Source organism: Pseudomonas putida (assembly GCF_028682455.1).
GTDB classification, from domain to species: Bacteria; Pseudomonadota; Gammaproteobacteria; order Pseudomonadales; family Pseudomonadaceae; genus Aquipseudomonas; species Aquipseudomonas putida_AA.
This window is the reverse complement of sequence record NZ_JANHLD010000003.1, coordinates 994,228-1,020,732: the sequence shown is the minus strand read 5'-3', so window position 1 is coordinate 1,020,732 and position 26,505 is coordinate 994,228. Positions and strand designations below refer to the sequence as shown.

Sequence of the window (26,505 nt, the reverse complement as noted above, 5' to 3'; positions counted from 1 at the left end):
AAACAGTGTACCCAACTACAGCAGGCGCCAGTCAAAAAAGCCCGGGAACTCGCTCGCATCCGCAGCCGTCATGGGGTGGGCGACCAGGAAGCCCTGGGCGAACCCGCAACCGTTGGCCCGTAGCCAGCGCGCCTGCTCGTAGGTCTCGACCCCTTCGGCGACGGTGTTGATCCCGAACTGCTGGCAGAGCTCGATCACGCAGCGGACCAAGGCGCCGTCGGCCGTGGAGCCTGGCAGTTTCGCCACCAGGTGGCGGTCAAACTTGAGCGTATCAATGGGCAGGTCGCGCAACAGCCGCAACGAGCAGTCGCCTGCGCCGAAGTCGTCCAGCGCGATGCGTACGCCCAACTCGCGCAACTTGTGCAGCTGTTTGCAGGCATCCTCGCTGTTGTGCATCAGCGATGTCTCGGCAACTTCGACTTCCAGCTGCGCGGGCGCAAGAGAGTGACTGGCAATCACCCGCGCCAGCTCCTCGACCAGATTGGGCATGGCGAACTGCACCCTGCTCAGGCTCATGCTCAGCACCACTCCCGGCCCGTAGCACTCGTTCCAGGACCGGCGTTGCGCCGCGCCCTGCTGGTAGATCCAGCTGGCCAGGCGATTGATCAACCGGGCCTCCTCGAGCAACGGAATGAACAAGCCCGGCGGTACATCCCCGACACTGGGATGACGCCAGCGCAGCAAGGCCTCGAAACCGCGCAAACGACCATCGTCAAACGCCACCTGGGGCTGGTAGACCAGGCTGAAGTCCTTATGCTCTATCGCGCCGCGCACGCTGTCTTCGAGCATCAGGCGGGAACGCGCGCGACCGTTCAGGTCGTGATCGTAGTAGCGATACTGCTGGCGCCCGGACTGCTTGGCCGCATACATCGCGGCATCCGCGGCACGCAACAAGCCATCCAGGCCGATGCCGCAATCGGGGTAAGTGGCAATGCCGATGCTGACCCCCAGCGTGACCTCAAGGCCGTCGATCTCCTGGCAGATGGACATTCGCTCGATCAGTCTCTCGGCGAAACGCGCAGCCTGCTCGGGGTAGTCCAGTGCATCGAGCAACGCGGTGAACTCGTCACCGCCCATGCGCGCGAGAATGGCGCAGGAGCCCAGGCAGTCCTTGAGCTGCTCGGCCACCCAGTGCAAGACCCGGTCACCGGCTTCGTGGCCAAGGGAATCGTTGATGCGCTTGAAACCGTCCAGGTCGAGGTACAACAAGGCCTGGGACTTGTCCGAACGTTCGTTGCGCACCAATGCGCTTTCGGCGGCCTGGTAGAAGCCGCGCCGATTTAGCAGCCCGGTCAACGGATCGGTCACCGCCTGATACTCGAGCTGCTGATGCAGGCTGCGCACCACCGACATATCCAGCACCGTCACCACCATTGCCCGTCGCTCCACCGGCAGCGGCGCACACGACAAGGCCACCGGCAGCGGGTGCCCGCCAGCGGTGCGCAGCAATGCATCGTGAAGGCGGAAAATCCGGCGCTCGAGGTAGGCTTCATAGAAGGGTGATTCGGGCCACACGGTGGCGCCAGGCGATTGCACATGATCGAGCAGGCCAGTGCCCTGCAGACGTTCAACCGGCGCATCGAGCAGCCGGGAAATCGCTGGGTTGGCGTAGCAGATCAGACCGTCATCGGCCACTACCAGGATGCCCTCGGCGGCATTCTCCAGCACCGAGGCATTGAAGGCGCGTTCGGTTTCCAGGTCGCGGCTCAAGCGCTGCAGCGAACGCCGGTTGCGCTGCTGCTCAAGCAACGCCTGGACCTTGGGCTTGAGAATCTGCGGGTCGAAGGGCTTGAACAGGTAATCCACCGCACCACTGGCATAGCCCTTGAGCACGGCGGCCTGGGACTGTTCATTGGCGGTGAGGAAAATGATCGGTGTCAGTCGCGTACGCTGGCTGCCGCGCATCAGGCGGGCGACTTCGAATCCATCCATGCCTGGCATCTGCACATCCAGCAGCACCAGGTCGACCTCGTGCTCGAGCAGCGCACTCAGGGCTTCGGTCCCCGAGCTTGCGGTCAGTACCTGCCAGTCCTGACGTGACAGCAAGGCGCGCATGCTGACCAGGTTTTCCGGGTAGTCGTCAACGACCAGCAGGACTGAGCCGTTTTCATGTGACGGAGGTTGCGCGCAATCCATGCTGCTTCTCTTGTGGCACAGGTCGAATTTCGGTTGAAATCCGAGCCTAACTCTAGACCTCGATGCCTTAAATCTGAAGGTATCACCTTGCCACTGCCCGCGGAAACCCTCGTTAGCCGACTAACGGTCTGTCCGATCAGGCCAGACCAGCCTCTGCATTGGCGCCGGGCATAAAAAAACCCGCATCGCTGCGGGTTTTTTCACGGGCTCGGGTCTTAGTTGACCTTGGCCGCCAGCTCGCCCTTGAGGTAGCGCTGGAACATGCCTTCCAGGGAGATCGGCTTGATCTTGGAAGCATTGCCGGCAGTGCCGAAGGCTTCGTAACGGGCGATGCAGACATCGCGCATGGCCGTTACGGTGGCACCGAAGAATTTGCGCGGGTCGAACTCGCTCGGGTTCTGCGCCATCAGGCGACGCATGGCACCGGTGGAAGCCAGACGCAGGTCGGTGTCGATGTTGACCTTGCGCACGCCGTACTTGATGCCTTCGACAATTTCTTCGACCGGCACGCCGTAGGTTTCTTTGATGTCGCCGCCATACTGGTTGATGATCGCCAGCCACTCTTGAGGAACCGAGGAAGAACCGTGCATCACCAGGTGGGTGTTAGGGATGCGCTTGTGGATTTCCTTGATACGGTCGATCGCCAGGACGTCACCGGTCGGTGGCTTGGTGAACTTGTAGGCGCCGTGGCTGGTACCGATGGCGATAGCCAGGGCATCGACCTGGGTCTTCTTGACGAAGTCGGCGGCTTCTTCAGGGTCGGTCAGCATCTGGCTGTGGTCCAGGACACCTTCGGCACCGATGCCGTCTTCTTCACCGGCCATGCCGGTTTCCAGCGAACCCAGGCAGCCCAGCTCGCCTTCAACCGATACGCCGCAGGCGTGCGCCATGGCAACGGTCTGCTGGGTGACACGGACGTTGTACTCGTAGTCGGTCGGGGTCTTGCCGTCTTCGCCGAGCGAACCATCCATCATGACCGAGCTGAAGCCCAGCTGGATCGAGCGCTGGCAAACGTCAGGGCTGGTACCGTGGTCCTGGTGCATGCACACCGGGATGTGCGGGAACTCTTCGATGGCAGCCAGGATCAGGTGGCGCAGGAACGGGGCACCGGCGTATTTGCGGGCACCGGCCGAGGCCTGGACAATCACCGGAGAGTCGGTCTTGTCGGCAGCTTCCATGATGGCGCGCATCTGCTCGAGGTTGTTGACGTTGAAAGCCGGAACGCCGTAGCCGAATTCGGCGGCGTGGTCCAGCATCTGGCGCATGCTAATGAGTGCCATTGTGTATCTCTCTCCCGACAAGCGTCGTTTTTCGTGCAAGCCTGCCGCAGTGGCGGTTGCTATTCAAGTAGTGTGGGCTGCCTCCAGGCAGCCCGGCCAGTCACGGCGCCTTGCAGCCCCGCCCTATCAAATCGTTGGTGGCAGCCCAGTAGACCAGGCCTTCGTCACCCTTGCTGTGAAACGCCAGCACGCCATCGCTGTACAGCGTACCGGAAGCGCCTGGCTCGGCCTTGAGCCGGTAGACCTGGTCACCACCACCCAGACGCACGTCCAGGTTCTGCTGACTGCTGTCGGCAAAGCGCCAGAGCACTTCGGCCTTGCTGTCGCACACCCAGCGGGTCCAGCTGCCAGTGGGTGCCTCCTTCGGCGTGAAGCTTGCGCATCCACCGAGTACTGCCAGGGCCATCAGGGCCAAGACACCTTTCATCCAATATCCTCTAGCAGACCACAAACAGGCCGGTAGGTTGCCATCAACCGATCAAGGGCAACCCTGGGCTCGGCGCTGGTGTTCGTCGTCGTACTTTTCCAGGCCATCCGGGCCGAGTCGCTTGTTGATCACAGGAGCGGTTTCAGCCTGCCATTCAGACTGATAGCAGCCACCTTTCGGCGCACCGGGCTTATCGGCCCCAGGCTCCGGCGTGCTGGAGCAAGCGCCCAGCAATCCGAGCAGGACAAACACAGGCAATCGCTTGACCATCAGGTCGCTCCCTTTGCCAGGCGCTGAGCGAATCAGGCCTTGGCCCGTTGTTCCAATACTTCCACCGCAGGCAGGACCTTGCCCTCGACGAACTCGAGGAATGCGCCGCCACCGGTAGAAATGTAGGAGATTTGCTCGGCAACGCCATATTTGTCGATGGCGGCCAGGGTATCGCCACCACCGGCGATGGAGAACGCAGCGCTTTCGGCGATGGCCTGGGCCAGTACCTTGGTGCCGTTACCGAACTGGTCGAACTCGAACACACCCACCGGGCCGTTCCACAGGATGGTCCTGGACGACTTCAACAGCTCGGCGAAGTTGGCCGCGGTCTGCGGGCCGATGTCCAGGATCATGTCGTCTTCGGCAACGTCGGCGACCAGCTTGACGGTGGCAGCGGCGCTTTCGGCGAACTCCTTGGCGACCACCACGTCCACCGGCAGCGGTACGTTGACCTTGGCGGCGATGGCCTTGGCGGTGTCGATCAGGTCAGGTTCGTACAGCGACTTGCCTACCGGGTGGCCAGCAGCGGCCAGGAAGGTGTTGGCGATGCCGCCACCGACGATCAGCAGGTCGCAGACCTGGCTCAGGCTGTTGAGGACGTCGAGCTTGGTCGACACCTTGGAGCCGGCAACGATGGCAGCCATTGGCTTGGCCGGGGCCTTGAGGGCCTTGCCCAGGGCGTCCAGCTCGGCAGCCAGCAGCGGGCCAGCAGCGGCAACCTTGGCGAACTTGGCCACGCCGTGGGTCGAACCCTCGGCACGGTGAGCAGTGCCGAACGCGTCCATCACGAACACGTCGCACAGGGCCGCATACTTCTGCGCCAGCTCGTCGGCGTTCTTTTTCTCGCCCTTGTTGAAGCGCACGTTCTCGAACAACACGATGTCGCCGGCCTTGACCTGGACACCGTCCAGATAGTCGGCAACCAGGGGTACTTCACGGCCCAGGGCCTTGCTCAGGTAGTCGGCTACCGGCTTGAGGCTGTTCTCGGCCGAGAACTCGCCTTCGGTCGGGCGGCCCAGGTGCGAGCAGACCATCACGGCCGCGCCCTTCTCCAGGGCCAGCTTGATGGTCGGCAGCGAAGCGAGGATGCGCGCATCGCTGGCAACCACACCGTCCTTCACAGGCACGTTGAGGTCTTCGCGGATCAGTACGCGCTTACCTTGCAGATCGAGGTCGGTCATCTTCAACACGGTCATGAATGCGGTCCTTCAGGGCTGTTTGCTAGTGGAGCGGGTTTGATTGACGACGTGCAGATAATGTTCGGCGACGTCGAGCATACGGTTGGCAAAACCCCATTCGTTGTCGAACCAGGCCAGCAGGTTGACCAGCCGGGGGCCGGAAACGCGGGTCTGGCTGGCATCGACGATGGCCGAATGTGGGTCATGGTTGAAATCACAACTGGCGTGCGGCAGCTCGGTGTAGGCCAGCAGTCCCTTGAGCGGGCCGCTCAGGGCAGCATCGCGCAACACCCGGTTGACCTCGGCCGCGGTGGTATCGCGGGCGGTCTGCAGGGTGATGTCCAGGCACGACACGTTGACGGTCGGCACGCGTACGGCTTTGGCCTGAATTCGCCCGGCAAGTTCCGGCAGCAGCCGTTCGATGCCGCGGGCCAGCCCGGTAGACACCGGAATCACCGACTGGAACGCCGAACGGGTGCGGCGCAGGTCTTCATGGTGGTAGGCGTCAATGACGGGCTGGTCGTTCATGGCCGAATGGATCGTGGTAATCGACACGTACTCAAGGCCAAACGCCTGGTCCAGCACTCGCAGCAGCGGCACGCCGCAGTTGGTGGTGCAGGAGGCGTTGGACACCAGCAGTTCGCTGCCATCGAGGCAGTCCTGGTTGATGCCGTAGACGACCGTCGCATCGACATCCGTCTCGCTGGCCATGGGCTGGGAGAACAGTACCCGCGGCGCGCCGGCTTCAAGGAAACGCTGGCCATCGGCACGGGTGTTGTAGGCACCGGAGCATTCCAGCACCAGGTCGACATCCAGCGCCGCCCAGTCGATCCCTTCCGGGGTGGCACTGCGTAGAACCTTCACGCAGTCGCCATTGATATGCAGACAATCGCCATCAACTTTCACCTCGCCGGGAAATCGCCCGTGGGTGGAGTCGAAGCGTGTCAGGTATTCGATACTGGCCTGATCGGCCAGGTCGTTCAGCGCGACGATCTCGAAGCCCGCCTTCGCCCCCCGTTCAAAGAGTGCGCGCAAGACGCAACGACCGATACGGCCGTAGCCGTTGAGTGCAACTTTGTAAGGACGCGATTGGGGCATGGGATGCTCACGGAACAGAAGCGTTATCTGCAATCGCGGGGCAAGCCCGCTCCTACAGGACTGTAGGAGCGGGCTTGCCCCGCGATGAATCCGACTCTATCGATCAGTCTTCCAGCAGCTCTTCAGCAGTACCCAGGATGTTTTCCAGGGTGAAACCGAACTCTTCGAGCAAGGCGGCCGCAGGGGCCGACTCGCCGTAGGTGGTCATGCCGATCACGCGGCCTTCGAGGCCGACGTACTTGTACCAGAAGTCGGCATGGGCCGCTTCGATAGCGATACGCGCACCGACCTGCAGCGGCAGGACCGACTGCTTGTAGGCAGCGTCCTGGGCATCGAAGACGCTGGTGCATGGCATCGAGACCACGCGAACCTTGCGGCCCTGCTCGGTCAGCTTGTCGAAGGCCTGTACAGCCAGGCCCACTTCGGAACCGGTGGCGATCAGGATCAGCTCAGGCTCGCCTGCGCAGTCTTTCAACACGTAGCCGCCACGGCTGATATCGGCGATCTGGCCAGCGTCACGGGTTTGGTGCTGCAGGTTCTGACGCGAGAAGATCAGCGCCGACGGGCCGTCCTTGCGCTCCAGTGCGTGCTTCCAGGACACCGCCGATTCGACGGCGTCGGCTGGACGCCAGGTGTCCAGGTTCGGAGTACTGCGCAGGCTGGTCAGTTGTTCGATCGGCTGGTGAGTCGGGCCGTCTTCGCCCAGACCGATGGAGTCGTGGGTGTAGACGTGGATCACGCGCTGCTTCATCAGGGCCGACATGCGCACCGCGTTGCGAGCGTATTCCATGAACATCAGGAAGGTCGCGCCGTAAGGCACCAGGCCGCCGTGCAGGGCGATACCGTTCATGATCGCGGTCATGCCGAACTCGCGTACACCGTAGAACATGTAGTTGCCGCTGGCGTCTTCAGCGCTGACGCCCTTGCAGCCTTTCCACAGGGTCAGGTTGGAACCGGCCAGGTCAGCCGAGCCGCCCAGGAATTCTGGCAGCAGAGGACCGAAGGCGTTCAGGGTGTTCTGGCTGGCCTTGCGGCTGGCGATGGTTTCGCCCTTGGCCGCGACTTCGGCGATGTAGGCAGCAGCCTTCTCGGAGAAGTCGGCTGGCAGGTCGCCGCTAAGGCGACGCTTGAGCTCGCTGGCCAGCTCTGGGAAGGCAGCAGCATAGGCAGCGAAGCGCTGTTCCCACTCGGCTTCAACGGCCTTGCCGGCTTCCTTGGCGTCCCACTCGGCGTAGATGTCGGCCGGGATTTCGAACGGACCGTGGTTCCAGTTCAGCTCTTTGCGGGCCAGGGCGATTTCGTCGTTGCCCAGTGGCGCGCCGTGGCAGTCTTCCTTGCCCTGCTTGTTCGGCGAGCCGAAACCGATGATGGTCTTGCAGCAGATCAGGGTCGGCTGCTCGCTCTTGCGAGCGGTCTCGATGGCGGTCTTGATCTCGTCGGCGTCGTGGCCGTCGACATTGCGGATCACCTGCCAGTTGTAGGCTTCGAAACGCTTTGGCGTGTCGTCGGTGAACCAGCCTTCGACTTCGCCGTCGATGGAAATGCCGTTGTCATCGTAGAAGGCGATCAGCTTGCCCAGGCCCAGGGTACCGGCCAGGGAAGCGACTTCGTGGGAGATACCTTCCATCATGCAGCCATCACCCAGGAACACATAGGTGTGGTGATCGACGACGTTGTGACCTTCGCGGTTGAACTGGGCGCCCAGGACTTTTTCAGCGATGGCGAAGCCCACGGCGTTGGCCAGGCCCTGGCCGAGCGGACCGGTGGTGGTCTCGACGCCTGCGGTGTAACCGAACTCCGGGTGGCCCGGGGTGCGGCTGTGCAGTTGGCGGAAGGCCTTCAGGTCATCGATCGACAGGTCGTAGCCGGTCAGGTGCAGCAGCGAGTAGATCAGCATCGAGCCGTGGCCGTTGGACAGCACGAAGCGGTCGCGGTCGGCAAAGTCAGGGTTGCTCGGGCTGTGCTTCAAGTAGTCGCGCCAAAGAACTTCGGCGATATCCGCCATGCCCATGGGGGCACCTGGGTGACCGCTGTTGGCCTTCTGCACGGCATCCATGCTGAGTGCTCGAATGGCGTTGGCACGTTCACGACGGCTGGGCATCGCTTATCTCCTGGGGGGTTTGAAAATTACGGAACGAAAAAAGGCGGCTATTTTCGCCCAGGCATGTGTCCGGGGGCAATGACGGATGGTCGATGCGGCATGATTTTCCTGTGATTGAAGACAGATTCAGGCGATAGCCCGCCCAAACAGCGGATTCGGTCGAGACTGCTGCGGCGATTTGCCCCGCCCATCGCTCAATATCAAAACTTTTTGATATTGAGCTTGCGACGTAGGGGCACCCTGACTAGACTGCCGCCCCATGAATCTTCGTTTGCCGTCAATCCGCCCTGAGCAAAGCGACGAGCTGGCCGCCCTGTGCAAGGCCAGTGGCGACCCGCTGCGCCTGAATGTATTGCGCGCGCTGGCCAGCGATTCGTTCGGGGTACTGGAACTGGCGCAGATCTTCGCCATCGGCCAGTCGGGGATGAGCCACCACCTCAAAGTGCTATCCCAGGCTGCACTGGTGGCGACGCGCCGCGAAGGCAACGCGATATTCTATCGCCGCGCCCTGCCCGATGCCCTGCGCCTGGGCGGCAAGCTGCATGCGGCCCTGCTTGAAGAAGTCGATGGCCTGGCCCTGCCCGACGATGTCCAGGAACGGATCGGCCAGGTTCAGCAACGGCGCGCGGCCACCAGCCAGGATTTTTTCCAGCGCGTCGAAGAAAAATTCCGTGCCCAGCAGGACCTGATCGCCGGGCTGCCCCAGTACCGCGAAAGCCTGCTGGCGCTGCTCGATAACTTGAGCTTCGAAGCCGACGCCGGCGCCCTTGAAGTGGGCCCCGGCGATGGTGAATTTCTTCCAGAACTGGCCCGGCGCTTTGCCCGGGTCACCGCCCTGGACAACAGCCCGACCATGCTCGAACTGGCCCGCCAGGTCTGTGAACGAGAAGGTCTGGCCAATGTGAACCTGCAGTTGGCCGATGCACTCAGTGCAACGGATGTGGACGCCGACTGCGTAGTGCTGAACATGGTCCTGCACCATTTCAGCGCCCCGGCCGAAGCCCTGCGGCAGTTGGCCAACCGTGTGAAGCCAGGCGGTAGCCTGTTGGTAACAGAGTTGTGCAGCCACGACCAGAGTTGGGCCAGAGAGGCCTGCGGCGATATCTGGCTGGGCTTCGAGCAGGACGACCTGGTCCGTTGGGCCAGCGCTGCGGGACTGGCTCCCGGGGACAGCCTCTATGTGGGCTTACGTAATGGTTTCCAGATCCAGGTCCGCCATTTTCAGCGACCGGCTGGCAACACTCACCATCGGTAAATTTTAGGAACCCGTCGAGATGAGCGAATACTCCCTTTTCACCTCCGAGTCCGTATCTGAAGGGCATCCGGACAAAATCGCCGACCAGATTTCGGATGCAGTGCTGGACGCCATCATCACCCAGGACAAATTCGCCCGCGTGGCCTGCGAAACCCTGGTGAAAACCGGTGTGGCGATCATCGCTGGCGAAGTGACCACCTCGGCCTGGGTAGACCTGGAAGAGATCGTACGTAAAGTCATCGTCGACATCGGCTACAACAGCTCCGACGTCGGCTTTGACGGCGCCACCTGCGCCGTGATGAACATCATCGGCAAGCAGTCGGTAGACATTGCCCAGGGCGTTGACCGCAGCAAGCCGGAAGACCAGGGCGCTGGCGACCAGGGCCTGATGTTCGGCTATGCCAGCAACGAAACCGACGTGCTGATGCCTGCGCCGATCTGCTTCTCGCATCGCCTGGTCGAGCGCCAGGCCGAAGCCCGCAAGTCCGGCCTGCTGCCGTGGCTGCGCCCGGATGCCAAGTCCCAGGTTACCTGCCGCTATGAAGGCGGCAAGGTCGTCGGCATCGACGCCGTGGTCCTGTCGACCCAGCACAACCCTGAAGTTTCGCAGAAAGACCTTCAGGAAGCGGTCATGGAGCTGATCGTCAAGCACACCCTGCCGGCCGAACTGCTGCACAAGGACACCCAGTTCCACATCAACCCGACCGGCCAGTTCATCATTGGCGGCCCGGTGGGCGACTGTGGCCTGACCGGTCGCAAGATCATCGTCGACAGCTACGGTGGCATGGCCCGTCACGGCGGTGGCGCGTTCTCCGGCAAGGACCCATCCAAGGTCGACCGTTCGGCGGCCTACGCCGGTCGCTATGTCGCCAAGAACATCGTTGCAGCCGGCCTTGCCGAGCGTTGCGAGATCCAGGTGTCCTACGCCATTGGCGTGGCTCAGCCTACCTCCATCTCGCTGAACACCTTCGGCACCGGCAAGATCGCCGACGACAAGATCATCCAGCTGGTACGCGAGTGCTTCGACCTGCGTCCATACGCGATCACCACCATGCTCGACCTGCTGCACCCGATGTACCAGGAAACCGCTGCCTACGGTCACTTCGGCCGTATCCCACAGCAGAAGACTGTCGGCGACGACACCTTCACCACTTTCACCTGGGAACTTACCGACCGCGTCGACGCCCTGCGCGCTGCCGCCGGCCTGTAACCAGCCGCTACCCAAAAGCCCCAGCCGGGTAACCGGCTGGGGCTTTTTTGTGGGAGCGGGTTTGCCCCGCGAACAATCCCCCTACACATCACCTGACAATGATCCGGCCATGAGCCCCCAGAAGCCATCCTAGTCTTTGAGTTCCCCCTCAGAGCAAGGATGCTCGCCATGCGCCACAAACTGCTATGCACACTGCTGCTCCTGCCCTGGCTCGCCTGCGCTCACGCCCAGACGTGCCCTCAATGGCCAGTCGCCCAGGCCCAGGCCGAAATCCGCAATCTCCAGCAAACCCTCACAGACTGGGACGACCACTACCACCGCCAAGGCGTCTCACCGATCGCCGACGAGCTCTACGACCAGAGTCGCGCCCGGCTTGCACACTGGCGCTCGTGCTTCCCGGCGACCAGGACAGCCGCCGACAACCCTCTGCAGACGGCCAACGGCCCGCTCCCCCACCCCATTGCCCACACAGGCCTGGCCAAGCTGGCTGACCAGCAGGCCGTCGCATCCTGGATGCAGGGCAAGCACGACTTGTGGATTCAACCCAAGGTCGACGGTGTCGCGGTCACCCTGGTGTATCAGGCAGGCCAACTGGTGGGTTTGATCAGCCGCGGCGATGGTCGCGACGGGCACGACTGGAGCCGCCATATCCCTATGCTCAGCGGCGTCAATCGCCAACTGCCGCGCCCCCTGGACCTGGTCCTTCAAGGCGAACTCTATTGGCGCCTGGACGCCCATGTCCAGGCCGACGCCGGTAGCCGCAATGCCCGCGGCAATGTCGCCGGGCTACTCGCACGCAAACAGCTCGACCCGCAGCAAGGCGCTGTCATCGGCCTGTTCGTCTGGGCCTGGCCCCAAGGCCCGGCGACCCAGCAAGAGCGACTTGCCGGGTTGAGCGCCCTGGGATTCACCGATACCGAACAGTACAGCGAACCGATCCAGCATGTGGAAGAGGCGGCGAAGTGGCGGGAGCACTGGTACCGCACCCCGCTCCCGTTCGCCAGCGATGGCGTGGTGCTGCGCCAGGGCCAGCGCCCCGATGGCGCGCGATGGCAAGCGCGCGAGCCGTATTGGATTGCGGCCTGGAAATATCCCTTTGCCCAGGCCCTGGCCCAGGTGCGTGCGGTGCAGTTCAATATCGGCCGGACCGGCCGCATAACACCGGTCCTGCAGATCGAGCCGGTGCAACTTGATGACCGGCGGATCCGCCAGGTGAGCGCTGGTTCCTTCCAGCAATGGCAGCACCTGGACATCCGCCCGGGCGACCAGGTGGCGATCAGCCTGGCCGGGCTGACCATCCCGCGCCTCGACCAGGTGGTACACCGCAGCATGCTGCGCCCGGCCATCGACGTGCCGGACCCCGCCCAGCACCACTCACTCAGTTGCTGGCAGCCCAGCGATACCTGCCGCGGGCAGTTCATCGCACGACTGGATTGGCTGAGCGGCAAACAGGGACTGGCAATGAAAGGCGTGGGGCCCGGCACCTGGGCCCGATTGGTCGACAGCGGCCTGGTCGAGAATCTGGCGGACTGGCTGCACATCACGGATGAGGACCTGCTGCAGGTTCCCGGCCTGGCCGAGCGCAGTCGCCAGCAACTTCTTTTTACATTTCAACAGGCCCGCCAACAACCCTTCGGTCGCTGGCTGCGAGCGCTGGGCGTTCCGGCCCCCAGTGCTCTTGAACTCGAGGCGCCCTGGGCAGGGCTTGCCCAGCGCGACGCCGCCCAGTGGCTGGTGGAGCCCGGTGTAGGGCAAGGTCGTAGCGCGCAATTGCTGGCGTTTTTTCGCTCACCCGACGTACAAATGATGGCCGAACAATTGCACCAACATGCAATCGAGGGTTTCTAAATTTTCCAGTTCAGGGCAGCATCATGAATTCTGCTGTCCCGCCTCACACGGAGCCCCTATGAAACTGCTATCGCCTCTCGCCCTGTTCACTGTCTGTGGTCTGCTCGCCTCACCGCTGCTGGCTGCCGAAGAACAACCAGGGTTGACCGGTTGCGCAGCCAAGCGTCAGGCCATCAGCGAACAGATCGAACAGGCTCGCGCCCATGGCAACGCAGACCAGCAGGCCGGCCTGGAGAAAGCCCTGAGCGAAGTGACCGAACACTGCACCGACGCCGGCCTTCGCAAGGAGCGCGAGCAAAAAGTGCTCGACGCCCGCCATGAAGTGACTCAGCGCACCAAGGACCTGGACAAGGCCATGAAAAAGGGTGACGCCGAGAAGATCAACAAACGCAAGGACAAGCTGGCCGAGTCCAAGAAAGAGTTGCAGCAAGCGCTGGATGAACTCGAGAAGTAAGAAGGCCGTCATCGCGGGGCACTCCCGCTCCCATGGCAGGAGCGGGCGTGCCCCGCGATGCTGTTTTCAGTGATTGCGAAACTCGGTATGACAGGCTTTGCAGGCTGCCTCGACCTTGTTCATGGGCGCGGCAAGCTCCGCCGCCTGCAAGGGTTGGGTACGGGTCACCGCCACAAGCTCGGCAGTGCTCGCTTCCATCTGCTGGGCCAGGTCCTGGAAACGCGCCTGCTGCTGCCAGACCTCAGGCCGGGCACTGGTTTCGTCTTCTTCGCGAACCTGTGGAAAATGCTTCCACGGCTCACGGCTCAGGGCGTCGAGCTTGACCGCGCCGTCGGCGAACTTCTGCCCGTCGAACGCCAGGCGCCCACGCAGCATGCCGCCCAGGTCTTCACTGGTCTTGAGCATTTGTTTGAAGATGGTCTTGCGCTGACCCAGTGGCGAGTTGGGATCGACACCGCCACACGCGGTCAGAGTGAGGCAGGCCAGCAGCACAACAGAGAGTCGCTTGAGCATCATGGTAATTTCGGCTCACGGAAAAAAGGCGGCCAGTATCCTCGTCTCGCCCGCAAAGACCAATACCCTTATTAACTCTACGGGTTGCCAGGGCCGCTGAAGCCCAGGTAATCCGCCAAGGAACGCTGTACATGAAATTTCACCTGCGCCATCTGGGCTTGACGCTTTCGGCACTGGCCCTGCTCGCCGGCTGCAACGGCGGCGGCCCGGAAAAACCCAAGCCTCACGCCGTTGCCACGTATGTGAGCCAGACCTGGAAAGACCTGCCCCAAGTCAGCGACAGCGACCTGCTGGCCGGCTTCGAGGCCTGGCGCAGCGCCTGCGAGCGCCTCAAGCGCGATGCCATCTGGGCCAACACCTGTGCCGCCGCTGCCGCCGTGCCCGCCGACAGCGCCCAGGTGCGCACCTTCCTGCAGGGCCAATTGGATGTCTACAGCATGCGCTCGGGCGAAAACAGCGCCAATGGCCTGATCACCGGCTACTACGAGCCGGTCTACCCCGGCAGCCTGACCCAGACCGACACTGCCCACGTGCCGGTCTACGGTGTGCCCGACGACATGATCGTGGTGGCCCTGGACAGCGTCTATCCCGAGCTCAAGGGCAAGCGCCTGCGAGGCCGCATCGAGGAGCGCACCCTCAAGCCCTACGACACCGCCGAGGTGATCAACCAGCAAGGTGTGCCGGCACCGGTACTGGCCTGGCTGACCGACCCCATGGACCTGCAGTTCCTGCAGATCCAGGGCTCCGGACGAATCCAACTGGAAAACGGTCGCCAGCTGCGCGTCGGTTATGCCGACCAGAATGGCCACCCCTATCGCCCGATCGGCCGCTGGCTGATCGAACAGGGCCAATTGAAAAAAGAAGACGTGAGCATGGGCGCCATTCATGACTGGGCCCAGGCCAACCCGACGCGTGTCCCGGAACTGCTGGCGAGCAACCCCAGCTATGTGTTCTTCAGTACCCGCCCCGACAGCAACGAAGGCCCGCGCGGTTCGCTCAACGTGCCATTGACGGCGGGCTACAGCGTGGCCATCGACCGCAAGATCATCCCACTGGGCAGCCTGCTGTGGCTCTCCACCACTCGCCCAGACGGCGCCCCGGTGGTTCGCCCGGTCGCCGCCCAGGACACCGGCGGCGCAATCACCGGTGAAGTGCGGGCAGACCTGTTCTGGGGCACCGGCGCCGAAGCGGGTGAGTTGGCGGGCAACATGAAGCAGCAAGGGCAGATCTGGCTGCTCTGGCCCAAGGGAGCAGCGTTGCCTGAAGTGCCCAAGGTACCTTGAGCACTCAATCGCAGGGCAAGCCCGCTTCTACGGGAGCGGGCTTGCCCTGCGAACTCAAACCGAGACTACGAAAAACGACACGATCAACGCCAACCCAGCGAACCACACCAGCGAACGCAATGCGGCCCAGTCGGCCAGGTAGCAGATGATGTAGAGCAGGCGGCTGGTGATATACACCACCGCCAGCACGTCCTGAGTCACCTGCTCGGCATTGCCGACGATGTCGGCGATGATCACTGCCGCGGCGAAGGCCGGGAATGCTTCGAAACTGTTCAGTTGCGCAGCATGAGCGCGACGCGGCAAGCCTTCGAGCGTCTCCTGGAAGGCCCGCGGGTCATGGTTCTGGCGCAGGTTGAAACGCCCGCTGCCGAGCTTGGCGATGCTGGTACACAGGATCGGCAGGAACAACGCAATCAATACACACCAGAAAGCAACGGTCATGGCTAAATCCTTGTCGGTTGGAACATCAGAGTTTCATGATCAGCATGCCCATCAGCACCAGGGCACAGGCTAAGAGCCTGGGACCGCCAAAAGGTTCTTTGAGGTAGCGCATCCCGAACAGCACCACCAGTATCACACTGACCTCGCGCAACGCCGCCGCCTCGGCGACCGAGCCCAGTTGCATGGCCCATAGCACCAGGGCATAGCTGAGCAGTACACAGATCCCCACGGCCAGGCCCAGCCGCCACTGCAATCGCCAGAACAGCACGAAGGGCGCCCGCCGGGCGACACCGGCCAGCAGCGGGAAGGGCCAGGCGCTGAGCAGCGTCAACCACACAAGATAGTCCAGCGGCTGCGACCAGAGGCGGATCGCCTGGCCGTCGAACCAGGTGTAGCAGCCAATGCACAGCCCGATCAGGGCCACCACCGGCAGCATCGACCAGGGCAGGCGATCGCCCCCGCCGCCCTGCCAGAGCAGGCAGGCCATGCCACAAGGGATCAGCAGGATACCGAGGATCTGCTGGTTGCTCAGCGCTTCACCGGCGAAGGTCAAGGTCAGAGCCAGCACCACCAGCGGCGACAGGCCACGCATCAGCGGATAGACCAGCCCCAGGTCGCCGACCCGATAGGCCTGGATCAGCAGGAAACGATAGAGCTGCTCGAACAACGCCGAGGCCAATAGCCAGGGCCACACCTCAGCCGGTGGAAACTGCACGAAGCCGACCATCACCACAGCGAACAGCAACGCCACTACGTCCATGCTGGCAATGACCAGCAGGCGTTCGCCGCTGAATTTGATCAGGGTGTTCCAGGTTGCATGCAGCAAGGCGGCAACCAATACCAGAGAAGTGGCTAACACGCGTAGGTCCTTGGCAGAGCAGGTCGGGTCATCAATGGCCAGGCGCTATCTAAGCATTTCGTCCGGCCTGGCGTCGCGCACATTTGCTTGCCAGGGAAACGAAACCCACCGAGCGCGGTCAACGCATGCAGTCAAAAACTGTGTCCCCAAGCCTCTGGCAAGCCATCCAAGCACTGCCCGATGGACTCGGGTGCCGAATTGGAAGCCACTACAGGACCCCGAATGCTTGAGCTCGTTGCCGCGTTTATCTGCTTGACCACCCTCCTCACCTACCTGAACTACCGCTTCATCGGCCTGCCGCCCACCATCGGCGTCATGGTCACCGCACTGCTGTTTTCCCTGCTCCTGCAAGGCTTGAGTGTCATTGGATACCCGGGGCTGGAAGAGCGCGTGCAAGGCCTGATGAGCCAGATCGACTTCAATGACCTGCTGATGCACTGGATGCTATCGTTCCTGCTGTTTGCCGGGGCGCTGCACGTCAATCTCGCCGACCTGCGCAGCTACCGCTGGCCGATCGGCTTGCTGGCCACGGTAGGCGTGCTGATCGCCACCGTCGTGATCGGCTACCTGGCGCACTGGATCTTCGCCCTGTTCGGCTGGCACGTCAGCCTGCTCTACTGCCTGCTGTTCGGTGCCTTGATCTCGCCCACCGATCCCATCGCGGTACTCGGTGCCTTGCGTACCGCCAACGCCTCCAAGCCGCTGAAAACCACTATCGTCGGCGAGTCGCTGTTCAATGACGGCACCGCGGTGGTGGTGTTCACCGTGCTGCTGGGCATTGCCCAGCTGGGTGAGACGCCAAGCGTCAGCGAAACGGCCCTCCTGTTCGCCCGCGAAGCCATCGGCGGAGCGCTGTTCGGCGGCCTGGTCGGCTACATCACCTACCGCATGATCAAGAGCATCGAGCAGTACCAGGTCGAGGTGATGCTGACCCTGGCCCTGGTCATCGGTGGCTCGGCCATGGCCTACGAGCTGCATGTGTCGGCGCCCATCGCGATGGTGGTGGCGGGCCTGATCATCGGCAACATGGGACGCAACCTGGCGATGAATGAAATGACCCGTCGCTACATGGACGGCTTCTGGGAACTGATCGACGACATGCTCAACGCCCTGCTGTTCGCCTTGATCGGCCTTGAGCTGTTGCTGTTGCCATTTTCCTGGATGCACCTGGCCGCCGCCGGTGTGCTGGCCGTGGCGATCCTGCTGTCCCGGTTGCTGACCGTGGCGCCGGCCATAGTCATGCTGCGCCGCTGGCGCACCGTACCGCGTGGCACCGTACGGGTACTGACCTGGGGTGGATTGCGTGGCGGGGTGTCGGTGGCGTTGGCGCTGTCACTGCCCAGCGGTACCGAGCGGGACCTGCTGCTGAGCATCACCTATATCGTGGTGCTGTCGTCGATCCTGTTGCAGGGCCTGACGATCGGGCGTGTGGTGCGCGGGGTTACTGAGCAGCCTTGAGGAATTTTTCGCGGGGCAAGCCCGCTCCTACAAGCAGGAGCGGGCTTGCCCGGCGATGTTTATCTCATTCCACCGTCGTATCGAACTGATCCTTGATGTACTTGATCTCGGTCCGCCCATGGGCCGCTGGCAAGCCATCCTCACCCAGGTTCACGAACACCATGCGATCAACCGTCAGGATGCTCTTGCGGGTGATCTTGTTGCGCACTTCGCACTTGAGGGTGATGGAAGTACGACCGAACTCGGTGGCAGTGATACCCAGCTCGATGATGTCGCCCTGGCGCGAGGCGCTGACGAAGTTGATCTCCGAGATGTACTTGGTCACCACACGCTGGTTGCCCAGCTGGACGATCGCGTAGATCGCCGCCTCTTCGTCGATCCAGCGCAGCAGGCTGCCGCCGAACAGGGTGCCGTTGGGGTTGAGGTCTTCGGGCTTGACCCATTTACGGGTGTGAAAATTCATATCTACTCCTGACCGTCTTGCCAATCGTTGGGGGTAATGATGGCAGAGCCGGCCGCATGCCTCCATTTAACATCGACTATGGTCTCGATTAATCGACAGAAAACCTTGGGCAGTTTCGTTGGCGCAGCTATAATCGCCCTCGCTTCAAAAACGGTCATCTGCACTTGATACCGTTCCCGCCACCTGTCCGAGGGGCGCTGCAGCAGGTTCACCCTGTCAGGCTCGGATGGGGCGTTGTCTGGCCAGGCCTTGCCTGGCGACACTAAACGCACAACGGCGCCCATTCGCACACTACGAATGGAGGCTCTCAATGAGCGCTGTAATCACGCCTGCAGGTTTTACCGATTTCAAAGTCGCCGACATCTCCCTGGCTGCCTGGGGCCGTCGCGAAACCATCATCGCTGAATCGGAAATGCCTGCACTGATGGGCCTGCGCCGCAAGTACCTGCAAGAGCAACCGCTCAAGGGCGCCAAGATCCTCGGCTGCATCCACATGACCATTCAGACCGCCGTGCTGATCGAGACCCTGGTTGCCCTGGGTGCCGAAGTTCGCTGGTCGTCCTGCAACATCTTCTCCACCCAGGACCAGGCCGCTGCCTCCATCGCGGCTGCCGGCATTCCGGTATTCGCCTGGAAAGGCGAGACCGAAGAAGAGTACGAGTGGTGCCTCGAGCAGACCATCCTCAAGGATGGCCAGCCATGGGATGCCAACATGATCCTGGACGACGGCGGTGACCTCACCGAGCTGCTGCACAAGAAGTACCCGGCCGTGCTGGACCGCGTCCACGGCGTTACCGAAGAAACCACCACCGGCGTACACCGCCTGTTGGACATGCTGGCCAAGGGCGAGCTGAAAATCCCGGCCATCAACGTCAACGACTCGGTCACCAAGAGCAAGAACGACAACAAGTACGGCTGCCGTCACAGCCTGAACGATGCCATCAAGCGTGGTACCGACCACCTGCTGTCGGGCAAGCAAGCACTGGTCATCGGCTACGGTGACGTGGGCAAGGGTTCGGCCCAGTCGCTGCGTCAGGAAGGCATGATCGTCAAGGTTTCCGAAGTCGATCCGATCTGCGCCATGCAAGCCTGCATGGATGGCTTCGAGCTGGTCTCGCCGTTCATCGACGGTATCAACACCGGTACCGAAGCGAGCATCGACAAGGCACTGCTGGGCAAGATCGACCTGATCGTCACCACCACCGGTAACGTCAACGTCTGCGACGCCAACATGCTCAAGGCCCTGAAAAAGCGCGCCGTGGTCTGCAACATCGGCCACTTCGACAATGAAATCGACACCGCTTTCATGCGCAAGAACTGGGCCTGGGAAGAGGTCAAGCCACAGGTACACAAGATCCACCGTACCGGCGCTGGCACCTTCGACCCGCAAAACGACGACTACCTGATCCTGCTGGCCGAAGGCCGCCTGGTGAACCTGGGCAACGCCACTGGCCACCCAAGCCGCATCATGGATGGTTCGTTCGCCAACCAGGTCCTGGCGCAGATCTTCCTGTTCGGCCAGAAGTACGCCGACCTGCCGGCCGCTCAGAAAGCCGAGCGCCTGACCGTTGAAGTACTGCCCAAGAAACTCGACGAAGAAGTGGCCCTGGAAATGGTCCGCGGCTTCGGTGGCGTAGTCACTCAATTGACGCCTCAACAAGCCGAGTACATCGGCGTTGCCGTTGAAGGGCCGTTCAAGCCTCACGCCTACCGCTACTGATGGGCCAAAGCCGGTGTCGCTGCAAAGCGTCACCGGCTTTTTTCTGTATGCCAGCCGTCGCTGGCCTGCTTGATCGGTTTACCAGGATTTCGCCATGTCTCAAGAGCGTCGCTACAGCTTCGAGTTCTTCCCGACCAAGACCGATGCTGGCCATGAAAAGCTGCTCGCCACTGCCCGCCAGTTGGCCAGCTACAACCCCGATTTCTTCTCCTGCACCTACGGCGCAGGCGGCTCCACCCGCGACCGCACGCTCAACACCGTGCTGCAGCTGGAAAGCGAAGTGAAAGTCCCTGCCGCACCGCACCTGTCGTGCGTCGGCGACAGCAAGGACGACCTGCGCAGCCTGCTGACCCAGTACAAGGCTGCCGGCATCCAGCGCATCGTCGCCCTGCGCGGCGACCTGCCTTCGGGCATGGGCATGGCCAGTGGCGAACTGCGCTACGCCAACGAACTGGTCGAGTTCATTCGCCAGGAAAGCGCTGACCACTTCCACATCGAAATCGCCGCCTACCCCGAGATGCACCCCCAGGCACGCAATTTCGAAGATGACCTGAAAAACTTCGTGCGCAAGGCCAATGCCGGTGCCGACAGTGCCATCACCCAGTACTTCTTCAACGCCGACAGCTACTTCTACTTCGTCGAGCGCGTGCAGCAACTGGGCGTGAACATTCCTGTGGTACCGGGGATCATGCCGATCACCAACTACAGCAAGCTGGCCCGTTTTTCCGACGCCTGTGGCGCCGAGATCCCGCGCTGGATCCGCAAGCAGCTGGAAGCCTACGGCGATGACGTCAAGAGCATCCAGGCCTTCGGCGAAGACGTGATCACCCGCATGTGCGAGCAACTGCTGCAAGGCGGCGCACCGGGCCTGCACTTCTATACGCTGAACCAGGCCGAGCCTAGCCTGGCGATCTGGAACAACCTCAAGTTGCCCCGTTGATCAGGCCGTAAACCGTTGGTAACAATTGCTGCAGATTGCTGAAAAGGTCTTGGCTTACGCTAAGGCCTTTCTTGCATTATTGACCTACGGATTTACGTGCATTCATGACTCATGGCCACGCCACAGCCCGCCCGCAACTTGTCTACCTGGTCTTCGGGCAGAAAACCTATCATCAAGAAGCACAATTCAGCATCGTCAGCGCCCTCGCCAACCTGCGCAAAACGCCGGATGAAGCCCTCGACATCCAGGTCTACAGCGACAACCCCGAGCTTTACCAGCACCTGCCGGTCACCGTCCACATCCTGGATGAGGCTACCCGCCAAGCCTGGAACCAACCCTACGGCTATCACTTTCGCAGCAAGCATGTAGTCCTGCGCCAGGTACTGGCCAGCTATCCCAAGGCCGTACTGATCGACACCGACACCTTCTTCCATCAGTCCCCGATGGAGCTGTTTCGCCGCATACAGCCAGGCACCCTGCTGTGCAACGCGATTGGCGCCAACTATGGTGACGACCCGCAATGCCCGTTGTTTCAAAGCCTGGCGCCGATGCTTGAAGCACGCGGGCTGGCCGATCGGAACATGCCGCTGCTCAATTCCGGCGTGATCGGCCTGATGCAAGAAGATGCCGCCCTGCTTGACCAGTCCATCGCCCTGATGGACGAGTACTACCCCCACGCCAACGGCGCCTACACCCTGGAGGAGTTCTGCCTGGGGGTGGCCGCCTACCGCCGGATGCACGTCAACCAGTGCACCGACCTGATCCACCACTACTGGAGCCGCAAGCAGTTGTTCCGGGCCAAAGTCCAGGCCTGGCTGGCCAAGCACCAGCATGCACCCTTCAGTTGCCAGGCCTTGCAGGACGTGGCGCAGGTCAACGCCCAGCTGCCCAAGCCGCCCGCCCTGCAGCGCCTGGGCTACAAGGCCCTGAGCCTGACCCTGCCGTCCGAGCAGCGCCAGTTCCTGCGCGAATTGATGTACGGCTGCTACAACTACCCCAATGAGTTCGACCGCGCCTGTGCAGCGGCCTGGTGGGACAAGGCCCTGGAAAACGCCAATGCCCGCCATCCCGACCCGCTGTGCCGCGACAAGCTACACCAGTGGTTCGAGCGCCCCGGCATGCGCCTGAGTCTGGGCCACAAGCACGGCACAGTCCGCGACTCGCTGTTAAAGCGATCACAACACTGACGCACCGGCGGGAGCAACACGCATGTCTACTAGCCATAGACGTGCGCACGTCGTAATCTCCAGCCATGCCTGATTTCGCCCGCCTCCTGACTGCGTTGCTCCTCTCTTGCCTGAGTGCCCTGGCCCACGGCGAGAAGCTGCGTATCGTTACCGAACCCTGGGCGCCCTATGTGTACCTGGAGAACGGTCACGCCAAAGGCATCGACTACGAGGTCACTGCCGAGGTATTCAAGCGCCTTGGAGTGGAGGTGGAGTGGCAGTTCCTGCCCTGGAAGCGCTGCCTGGCCATGGTCGAGCAAGGCCTGGCCGACGGTGTCCTGGATATCTTCCAGACCGAACAGCGCGACAGCCAGTTGTTTTACCCCAGCGAGCCCCTGTCGGATGTCGAGTTTGTGCTGTTCTACGCCAACGCCCGTCCCCACTCGATCAACAACCTCGAAGACCTGCGCGGCCTGACGGTGGGCACCTCCCCTGGCTACACCTATGCCTCGGCTTTCAGCGAGTCACCGCTGTTCATCCGCGAACCTGCTCCCACCCATGAAGCCAACTTCGGCAAACTGCAGCGTGGGCGCATTGATCTGTTGATTACCGACCGCCGCGTCGGGCGCTACATGATCAACAGCATGGGGCTCAAGCAGGAGATCAGCGAGCTGCCACTGGTGATCAGCCGCCAGAGTCAGTACCTGGCCGTGCGCCGCAATGTCGGCATGGATCTTCTGGTCCAACGCTTTGCCGCCGAGCTGCGCCGCTTCAAGCGCGAACCTGCCTATGCAGCCCTGCATGCCCGCTACGCCGAAGCCGGAGACGTTTTTCGGACGGCCGTTGAGCAGCAGGAACACAGCACGCCCTGATTGCTCTGTTATACTCGGGCCTTCCCGCCAGGCTTACGCCCGGACGCTCGGCCTTGCAAAAGGCATCCCGACCGGCAGGACAGCGCGGCCAAGAGCCCGCCCGCCACACTCCGGATGCGCATTGAAGACCCTGCTGGACCGGACGCGATAGCATCACCCGATGCCCGTCGCGCCAGGCAAGATTATCCCATCGGGCTTAGCCCCCACTAAGAACAGGATTACTCATGTCCTTTGCTTCCCTCGGTCTCTCCGAGGCTCTAGTCCGCGCCATCGAGGCAGCGGGCTATACCCAGCCCACTCCGGTGCAACAGCGGGCCATTCCCGCCGTGTTGCAAGGTCGCGACCTGATGGTCGCCGCCCAGACAGGTACTGGTAAAACCGGTGGTTTCGCCTTGCCGATTCTCGAGCGCCTGTTTCCAGGTGGTCACCCAGACAAATCCCAGCGTCATGGTCCGCGCCAGCCGCGAGTCCTGGTGCTGACCCCTACGCGCGAACTGGCCGCCCAGGTGCATGACAGCTTCAAGGTCTATGCCCGCGACCTGAACTTCGTCAGCGCCTGCATCTTCGGCGGTGTCGGCATGAACCCACAGGTTCAGGCCATGGCCCGCGGTGTCGACGTACTGGTAGCCTGCCCGGGCCGCCTGCTGGACCTCGCCGGCCAAGGTAGTGTCGACCTGTCCCACGTCGAGATCCTGGTCCTGGACGAAGCCGACCGCATGCTCGACATGGGCTTCATCCACGATGTGAAGAAAGTCCTCGCACGGTTGCCGGCCAAGCGCCAGAACCTGCTGTTCTCGGCGACTTTCTCCAAAGACATCACCGACCTCGCCGACAAGCTGCTGCACAACCCCGAGCGCATCGAAGTCACGCCACCGAACACCACGGTCGAGCGTATCGAGCAGCGCGTGTACCGCCTTCCGGCCAGCCACAAGCGCGCCTTGCTGGCCCACTTGATCACCATGGGTGCCTGGGAACAGGTGCTGGTGTTCACCCGTACCAAGCATGGCGCCAACCGCCTGGCCGAGTACCTGGAAAAGCACGGCCTGACCGCCGCCGCCATCCACGGCAACAAGAGCCAGAACGCTCGCACCAAGGCCCTGGCCGACTTCAAGGCCGGCACCGTGCGCATCATGGTCGCCACTGATATCGCCGCCCGTGGCCTGGACATCGACCAGCTGCCGCACGTGGTCAACTTCGAGCTGCCCAACGTCGAAGAAGACTACGTACACCGCATCGGCCGTACCGGCCGTGCCGGTCGCTCCGGCGAGGCGATCTCGCTGGTGGCCCCGGACGAAGAAAAGCTGCTCAAGAGCATCGAGCGCGTGACGCGCCAGAAGATCCAGGACGGCGACCTGATGGGCTTCGATGCCTCCAAGGTCGAAGCCGAAAAACCTGAAGTGCGTGAGCGCCCACAGAACAATCCGCGCGGCGGCCGTGGCCAGCGTGCCGATGGCAGCAATGCCAACAACGGCGGTCGCAAGGACAAGGGCAAGGACCAAGGCAAGGAAAAAGGTCGCGAGAAGGACAAGGAAAAAACCGCGGAGAAATCCGCCGGTGGCCGCCAAGACCGCAAGCCGCGCGACAAGAAGCCTCGCCAGTCCCAGTCGGCACAGCCTGGTGTACCGCCAGTGCCGGCCAATCGTGATCCGGAAGAGTTCCTGGATGATGAAGTGGACAATTTCGGTAACCGCGCCGACTACGTCAGCCCTTACCAGAACAAGGGCAACCAGGGTCGCAACCGTCGTCCGGGCGCACCTGCCCAGGCTGGTACCGGCACCGGTCAGCCGCGCAGCAACGGTGGCGGCCAGGGCCGCAACAACGGCCCACGCAGCGGCGCCGGCACAGGCGGCTCGGCCAATGGCGAAAAACGCGGTGGCGCACGCAGCGGTACCGGCGGTCAACAACGCCGTGACGGTGGCGCTGGCCGCAACCGTCGTCCGAACAACGACAATTCCTCGGGCGAGCCAGCCGTACGCAACCCGCGTGAAGGCCAGCCGCAGCCGAAGATCATGCACAAAGAGTCGAAGATCGACCGTTTCCCGACTGCCGAGCAGCTTGAGCAATTGCCAAGCCGCCCACGTGGCGAGAAACCTGCACTGCTGACCCGCAATCGCTGATCCAGCAAACGCAGAAACAAGAACGCCGCCCCTAGGGGCGGCGTTTTTGTTGGTGCGCAGCGCGAGATTACTTCTGCTTCACGCCTTCGATCGAGATATCCAGGTCCAGGGTCTGCGAAGTAGCACCTGGGCCCTTGATGCCGAAATCGTTCAGGTTGAGGGTGGTCTTGGCGTTGAAACCAGCGCGCTCGCCGCCCCATGGATCCTTGCCTTCGCCGTTGAACACAGCCTTGAAGGTCACCGGCTTGGTCACGCCGTGCATGGTCAGGTCGCCGGTCACGTCAGCGGTCTTGTCGCCAGTCGGCTTGACGCTGGTGGAAACGAACTTGGCTTCCGGGTATTTCTTCACGTCGAGGAAGTCGGCGCTGGCGATGTGCTTGTCACGCTCGGCGTGGTTGGACCACAGGCTGGCGGTCTTCAGGTCGACAGCGATCTTGCTGTCGGCAGGCTTGGCCGAATCCCAGCTGAAGGTACCGTCAAAATCACGGAACGTACCATGGATGAAACTGTAGCCCAGGTGGCTGATTTTCCAGTCAACGAAGGCATGCTGGCCTTCCTTGTCGATCTTGTAGTCTGCCGCCATGGCCTGGCCAGCCGAGAGCAGTGCGGTACCGAGCGCCAGAGCGGCAAAAGTCTTTTTCAACATGCGTCTATATCCTTTTGGAGTTGAGGTTGAACATCAAGCTTTGCGGCCCAGCATGCGCTTGAGGGTCGCGTCACGGTCGATAAAGTGATGTTTGAGGGCTGCCAGGCCATGCAGGCCGGCGAAAATCACCAGTCCCCAGGCCAGGTAGAAATGGATCTCACCGGCGATATCGGCCTGGTCAGGCAGGTTGCTCACCAAGGCGGGAACGTCGAACAGGCCGAACACCGGTATGCCTACGCCATCGGCAGTCGAGATCATGTAGCCGGCGATCATCACCGCGAACAGGCCAAGGTAGAGCAGACCATGCCCGAGCTTCGAAGCGAGGCGGGTCAGCTTGCCGTGATTGGGCAGGGCTGGCGGCGGCGGGCTGATGAAACGCCACAGCACGCGAAGCAGCATCACGGCCAACAGCACCAGGCCGATGCTCTTGTGCAGGTCGGGGGCGTCCTTGCGCCACGGGCTGTAGTAGTCCAGCCCCATCATCCACAAGCCCAGCCCGAACAGTCCGAAGACTGCCAGTGCCACACCCCAGTGCATGAAGATGCTGACAAAGCCGTAACGAGAAGGTGAATTACGCAGTTGCATTGCCGTGTTTCCCTGTAAGAACTGTGCACAGACTAACGCGTTAAATATCGAATTAAAGCGGAAAATTTTGCTTCGAAATATCGAGAAAAACGATTGGTACTGTGTAACAACGCTATTAAGGAAACATTAACTGCGGGGGGAAGGTAGAAAGATTTCGCGGGGCAAGCCCACTCCTACGTAACCTG

At 62.2% G+C, this 26,505-nt stretch carries 24 protein-coding genes and 1 riboswitch; of the genes, 11 read left to right on the top strand and 13 right to left on the bottom strand.

What is annotated here, in order from left to right; genetic code table 11:
- Nucleotides 1–15: 15 nt before the first annotated feature.
- The 7 genes from NPS58_RS21785 to tkt all read right to left on the bottom strand — a co-directional run bounded on the left by NPS58_RS21785 (nt 16) and on the right by tkt (nt 8,490).
- The gene (locus NPS58_RS21785; RefSeq protein WP_274117337.1) at nt 16–2,136 is read right to left on the bottom strand and encodes a putative bifunctional diguanylate cyclase/phosphodiesterase; all 2,121 of its coding nucleotides are present in this window, start codon (nt 2,134–2,136) and stop codon (nt 16–18) included.
- Nucleotides 2,137–2,351: 215 nt separating this feature from the next.
- Nucleotides 2,352–3,416, bottom strand: a complete 1,065-nt coding sequence (fba, locus tag NPS58_RS21780) for a class II fructose-bisphosphate aldolase (RefSeq protein WP_128321610.1) — start codon at nt 3,414–3,416, stop codon at nt 2,352–2,354.
- 100 nt (nt 3,417–3,516) lie between these two features.
- Nucleotides 3,517–3,843 carry an MliC family protein gene (locus NPS58_RS21775; RefSeq protein ID WP_274117336.1) on the bottom strand — a complete coding sequence of 109 codons (327 nt, stop codon included), beginning with the start codon at nt 3,841–3,843 and terminating at the stop codon, nt 3,517–3,519.
- Nucleotides 3,844–3,894: 51 nt separating this feature from the next.
- Nucleotides 3,895–4,113: a hypothetical protein gene (locus NPS58_RS21770; protein WP_274117335.1), complete on the bottom strand. Its 219-nt coding sequence runs from the start codon at nt 4,111–4,113 to the stop codon at nt 3,895–3,897.
- A gap of 32 nt (nt 4,114–4,145) precedes the next feature.
- A complete protein-coding gene (locus NPS58_RS21765; protein ID WP_274117334.1) occupies nt 4,146–5,309 on the bottom strand; it encodes a phosphoglycerate kinase in 1,164 nt (387 codons plus the stop codon).
- 12 nt (nt 5,310–5,321) lie between these two features.
- Nucleotides 5,322–6,389, bottom strand: a complete 1,068-nt coding sequence (gene epd, locus NPS58_RS21760) for an erythrose-4-phosphate dehydrogenase (RefSeq protein ID WP_274117333.1) — start codon at nt 6,387–6,389, stop codon at nt 5,322–5,324.
- Between the two features lie 103 nt (nt 6,390–6,492).
- Nucleotides 6,493–8,490, bottom strand: coding sequence for a transketolase (gene tkt, locus NPS58_RS21755; RefSeq protein WP_274117332.1), 1,998 nt, complete (start codon nt 8,488–8,490; stop codon nt 6,493–6,495).
- Between the two features lie 259 nt (nt 8,491–8,749).
- On the opposite strand from tkt, the gene NPS58_RS21750 reads away from it, so the two are divergent.
- From NPS58_RS21750 to NPS58_RS21735, 4 genes are all read left to right on the top strand, one after another.
- Nucleotides 8,750–9,745 (top strand): ArsR/SmtB family transcription factor, encoded by a 996-nt coding sequence (locus tag NPS58_RS21750; protein ID WP_274117331.1) that lies wholly within the window; start codon nt 8,750–8,752, stop codon nt 9,743–9,745.
- Nucleotides 9,746–9,764: 19 nt separating this feature from the next.
- Entirely contained in the window at nt 9,765–10,955 is a 1,191-nt protein-coding gene (metK, locus tag NPS58_RS21745; RefSeq protein WP_274117330.1) for a methionine adenosyltransferase, read from the top strand.
- 168 nt (nt 10,956–11,123) lie between these two features.
- Nucleotides 11,124–12,803 (top strand): NAD-dependent DNA ligase LigB, encoded by a 1,680-nt coding sequence (gene ligB / locus NPS58_RS21740; RefSeq protein WP_274117329.1) that lies wholly within the window; start codon nt 11,124–11,126, stop codon nt 12,801–12,803.
- Nucleotides 12,804–12,861: 58 nt separating this feature from the next.
- Entirely contained in the window at nt 12,862–13,257 is a 396-nt protein-coding gene (locus NPS58_RS21735; RefSeq protein WP_274117328.1) for a DUF1090 domain-containing protein, read from the top strand.
- 66 nt (nt 13,258–13,323) lie between these two features.
- On the opposite strand, the gene NPS58_RS21730 is transcribed toward NPS58_RS21735, so the two are convergent.
- A complete protein-coding gene (locus NPS58_RS21730; protein ID WP_274117327.1) occupies nt 13,324–13,773 on the bottom strand; it encodes a c-type cytochrome in 450 nt (149 codons plus the stop codon).
- Between the two features lie 128 nt (nt 13,774–13,901).
- Here NPS58_RS21730 and mltA point away from each other — a divergent pair, with 128 nt between their 5' ends.
- The gene (gene mltA, locus NPS58_RS21725; RefSeq protein ID WP_274117326.1) at nt 13,902–15,053 is read left to right on the top strand and encodes a murein transglycosylase A; all 1,152 of its coding nucleotides are present in this window, start codon (nt 13,902–13,904) and stop codon (nt 15,051–15,053) included.
- A gap of 54 nt (nt 15,054–15,107) precedes the next feature.
- On the opposite strand, the gene NPS58_RS21720 is transcribed toward mltA, so the two are convergent.
- Both NPS58_RS21720 and NPS58_RS21715 read right to left on the bottom strand, forming a co-directional pair.
- Nucleotides 15,108–15,494: an MAPEG family protein gene (locus NPS58_RS21720; protein ID WP_274117325.1), complete on the bottom strand. Its 387-nt coding sequence runs from the start codon at nt 15,492–15,494 to the stop codon at nt 15,108–15,110.
- A gap of 25 nt (nt 15,495–15,519) precedes the next feature.
- The gene (locus NPS58_RS21715) at nt 15,520–16,353 is read right to left on the bottom strand and encodes an EamA family transporter (protein WP_274117324.1); all 834 of its coding nucleotides are present in this window, start codon (nt 16,351–16,353) and stop codon (nt 15,520–15,522) included.
- A gap of 222 nt (nt 16,354–16,575) precedes the next feature.
- Between NPS58_RS21715 and NPS58_RS21710 the strand changes: the two genes are divergently transcribed.
- Nucleotides 16,576–17,811 carry a cation:proton antiporter gene (locus NPS58_RS21710; RefSeq protein ID WP_274117323.1) on the top strand — a complete coding sequence of 412 codons (1,236 nt, stop codon included), beginning with the start codon at nt 16,576–16,578 and terminating at the stop codon, nt 17,809–17,811.
- A gap of 64 nt (nt 17,812–17,875) precedes the next feature.
- On the opposite strand, the gene NPS58_RS21705 is transcribed toward NPS58_RS21710, so the two are convergent.
- Nucleotides 17,876–18,274 (bottom strand): acyl-CoA thioesterase, encoded by a 399-nt coding sequence (locus NPS58_RS21705; protein ID WP_274117322.1) that lies wholly within the window; start codon nt 18,272–18,274, stop codon nt 17,876–17,878.
- Nucleotides 18,275–18,457: 183 nt separating this feature from the next.
- Nucleotides 18,458–18,563: riboswitch (S-adenosyl-L-homocysteine riboswitch) on the top strand.
- A gap of 21 nt (nt 18,564–18,584) precedes the next feature.
- Between NPS58_RS21705 and ahcY the strand changes: the two genes are divergently transcribed.
- The 5 genes from ahcY (at nt 18,585) to NPS58_RS21680 (ending at nt 25,089) form a co-directional block, all read left to right on the top strand.
- Nucleotides 18,585–19,994: an adenosylhomocysteinase gene (gene ahcY / locus NPS58_RS21700; protein WP_274117321.1), complete on the top strand. Its 1,410-nt coding sequence runs from the start codon at nt 18,585–18,587 to the stop codon at nt 19,992–19,994.
- A gap of 94 nt (nt 19,995–20,088) precedes the next feature.
- Entirely contained in the window at nt 20,089–20,934 is an 846-nt protein-coding gene (metF, locus tag NPS58_RS21695) for a methylenetetrahydrofolate reductase [NAD(P)H] (RefSeq protein ID WP_274117320.1), read from the top strand.
- 104 nt (nt 20,935–21,038) lie between these two features.
- Nucleotides 21,039–22,121 carry a hypothetical protein gene (locus tag NPS58_RS21690; protein WP_274117319.1) on the top strand — a complete coding sequence of 361 codons (1,083 nt, stop codon included), beginning with the start codon at nt 21,039–21,041 and terminating at the stop codon, nt 22,119–22,121.
- A 65-nt stretch (nt 22,122–22,186) separates the two neighbouring features.
- Nucleotides 22,187–22,972 carry a substrate-binding periplasmic protein gene (locus tag NPS58_RS21685; protein WP_274117318.1) on the top strand — a complete coding sequence of 262 codons (786 nt, stop codon included), beginning with the start codon at nt 22,187–22,189 and terminating at the stop codon, nt 22,970–22,972.
- A 224-nt stretch (nt 22,973–23,196) separates the two neighbouring features.
- Entirely contained in the window at nt 23,197–25,089 is a 1,893-nt protein-coding gene (locus NPS58_RS21680) for a DEAD/DEAH box helicase (protein ID WP_274117317.1), read from the top strand.
- 67 nt (nt 25,090–25,156) lie between these two features.
- Here NPS58_RS21680 and NPS58_RS21675 read toward each other — a convergent pair whose 3' ends face one another.
- Together NPS58_RS21675 and NPS58_RS21670 are read right to left on the bottom strand one after the other, a co-directional pair.
- Nucleotides 25,157–25,735, bottom strand: coding sequence for a YceI family protein (locus tag NPS58_RS21675; RefSeq protein ID WP_274117316.1), 579 nt, complete (start codon nt 25,733–25,735; stop codon nt 25,157–25,159).
- A 33-nt stretch (nt 25,736–25,768) separates the two neighbouring features.
- Nucleotides 25,769–26,320: a cytochrome b gene (locus NPS58_RS21670; RefSeq protein WP_274117315.1), complete on the bottom strand. Its 552-nt coding sequence runs from the start codon at nt 26,318–26,320 to the stop codon at nt 25,769–25,771.
- Between the last annotated feature and the right edge of the window lie 185 nt (nt 26,321–26,505).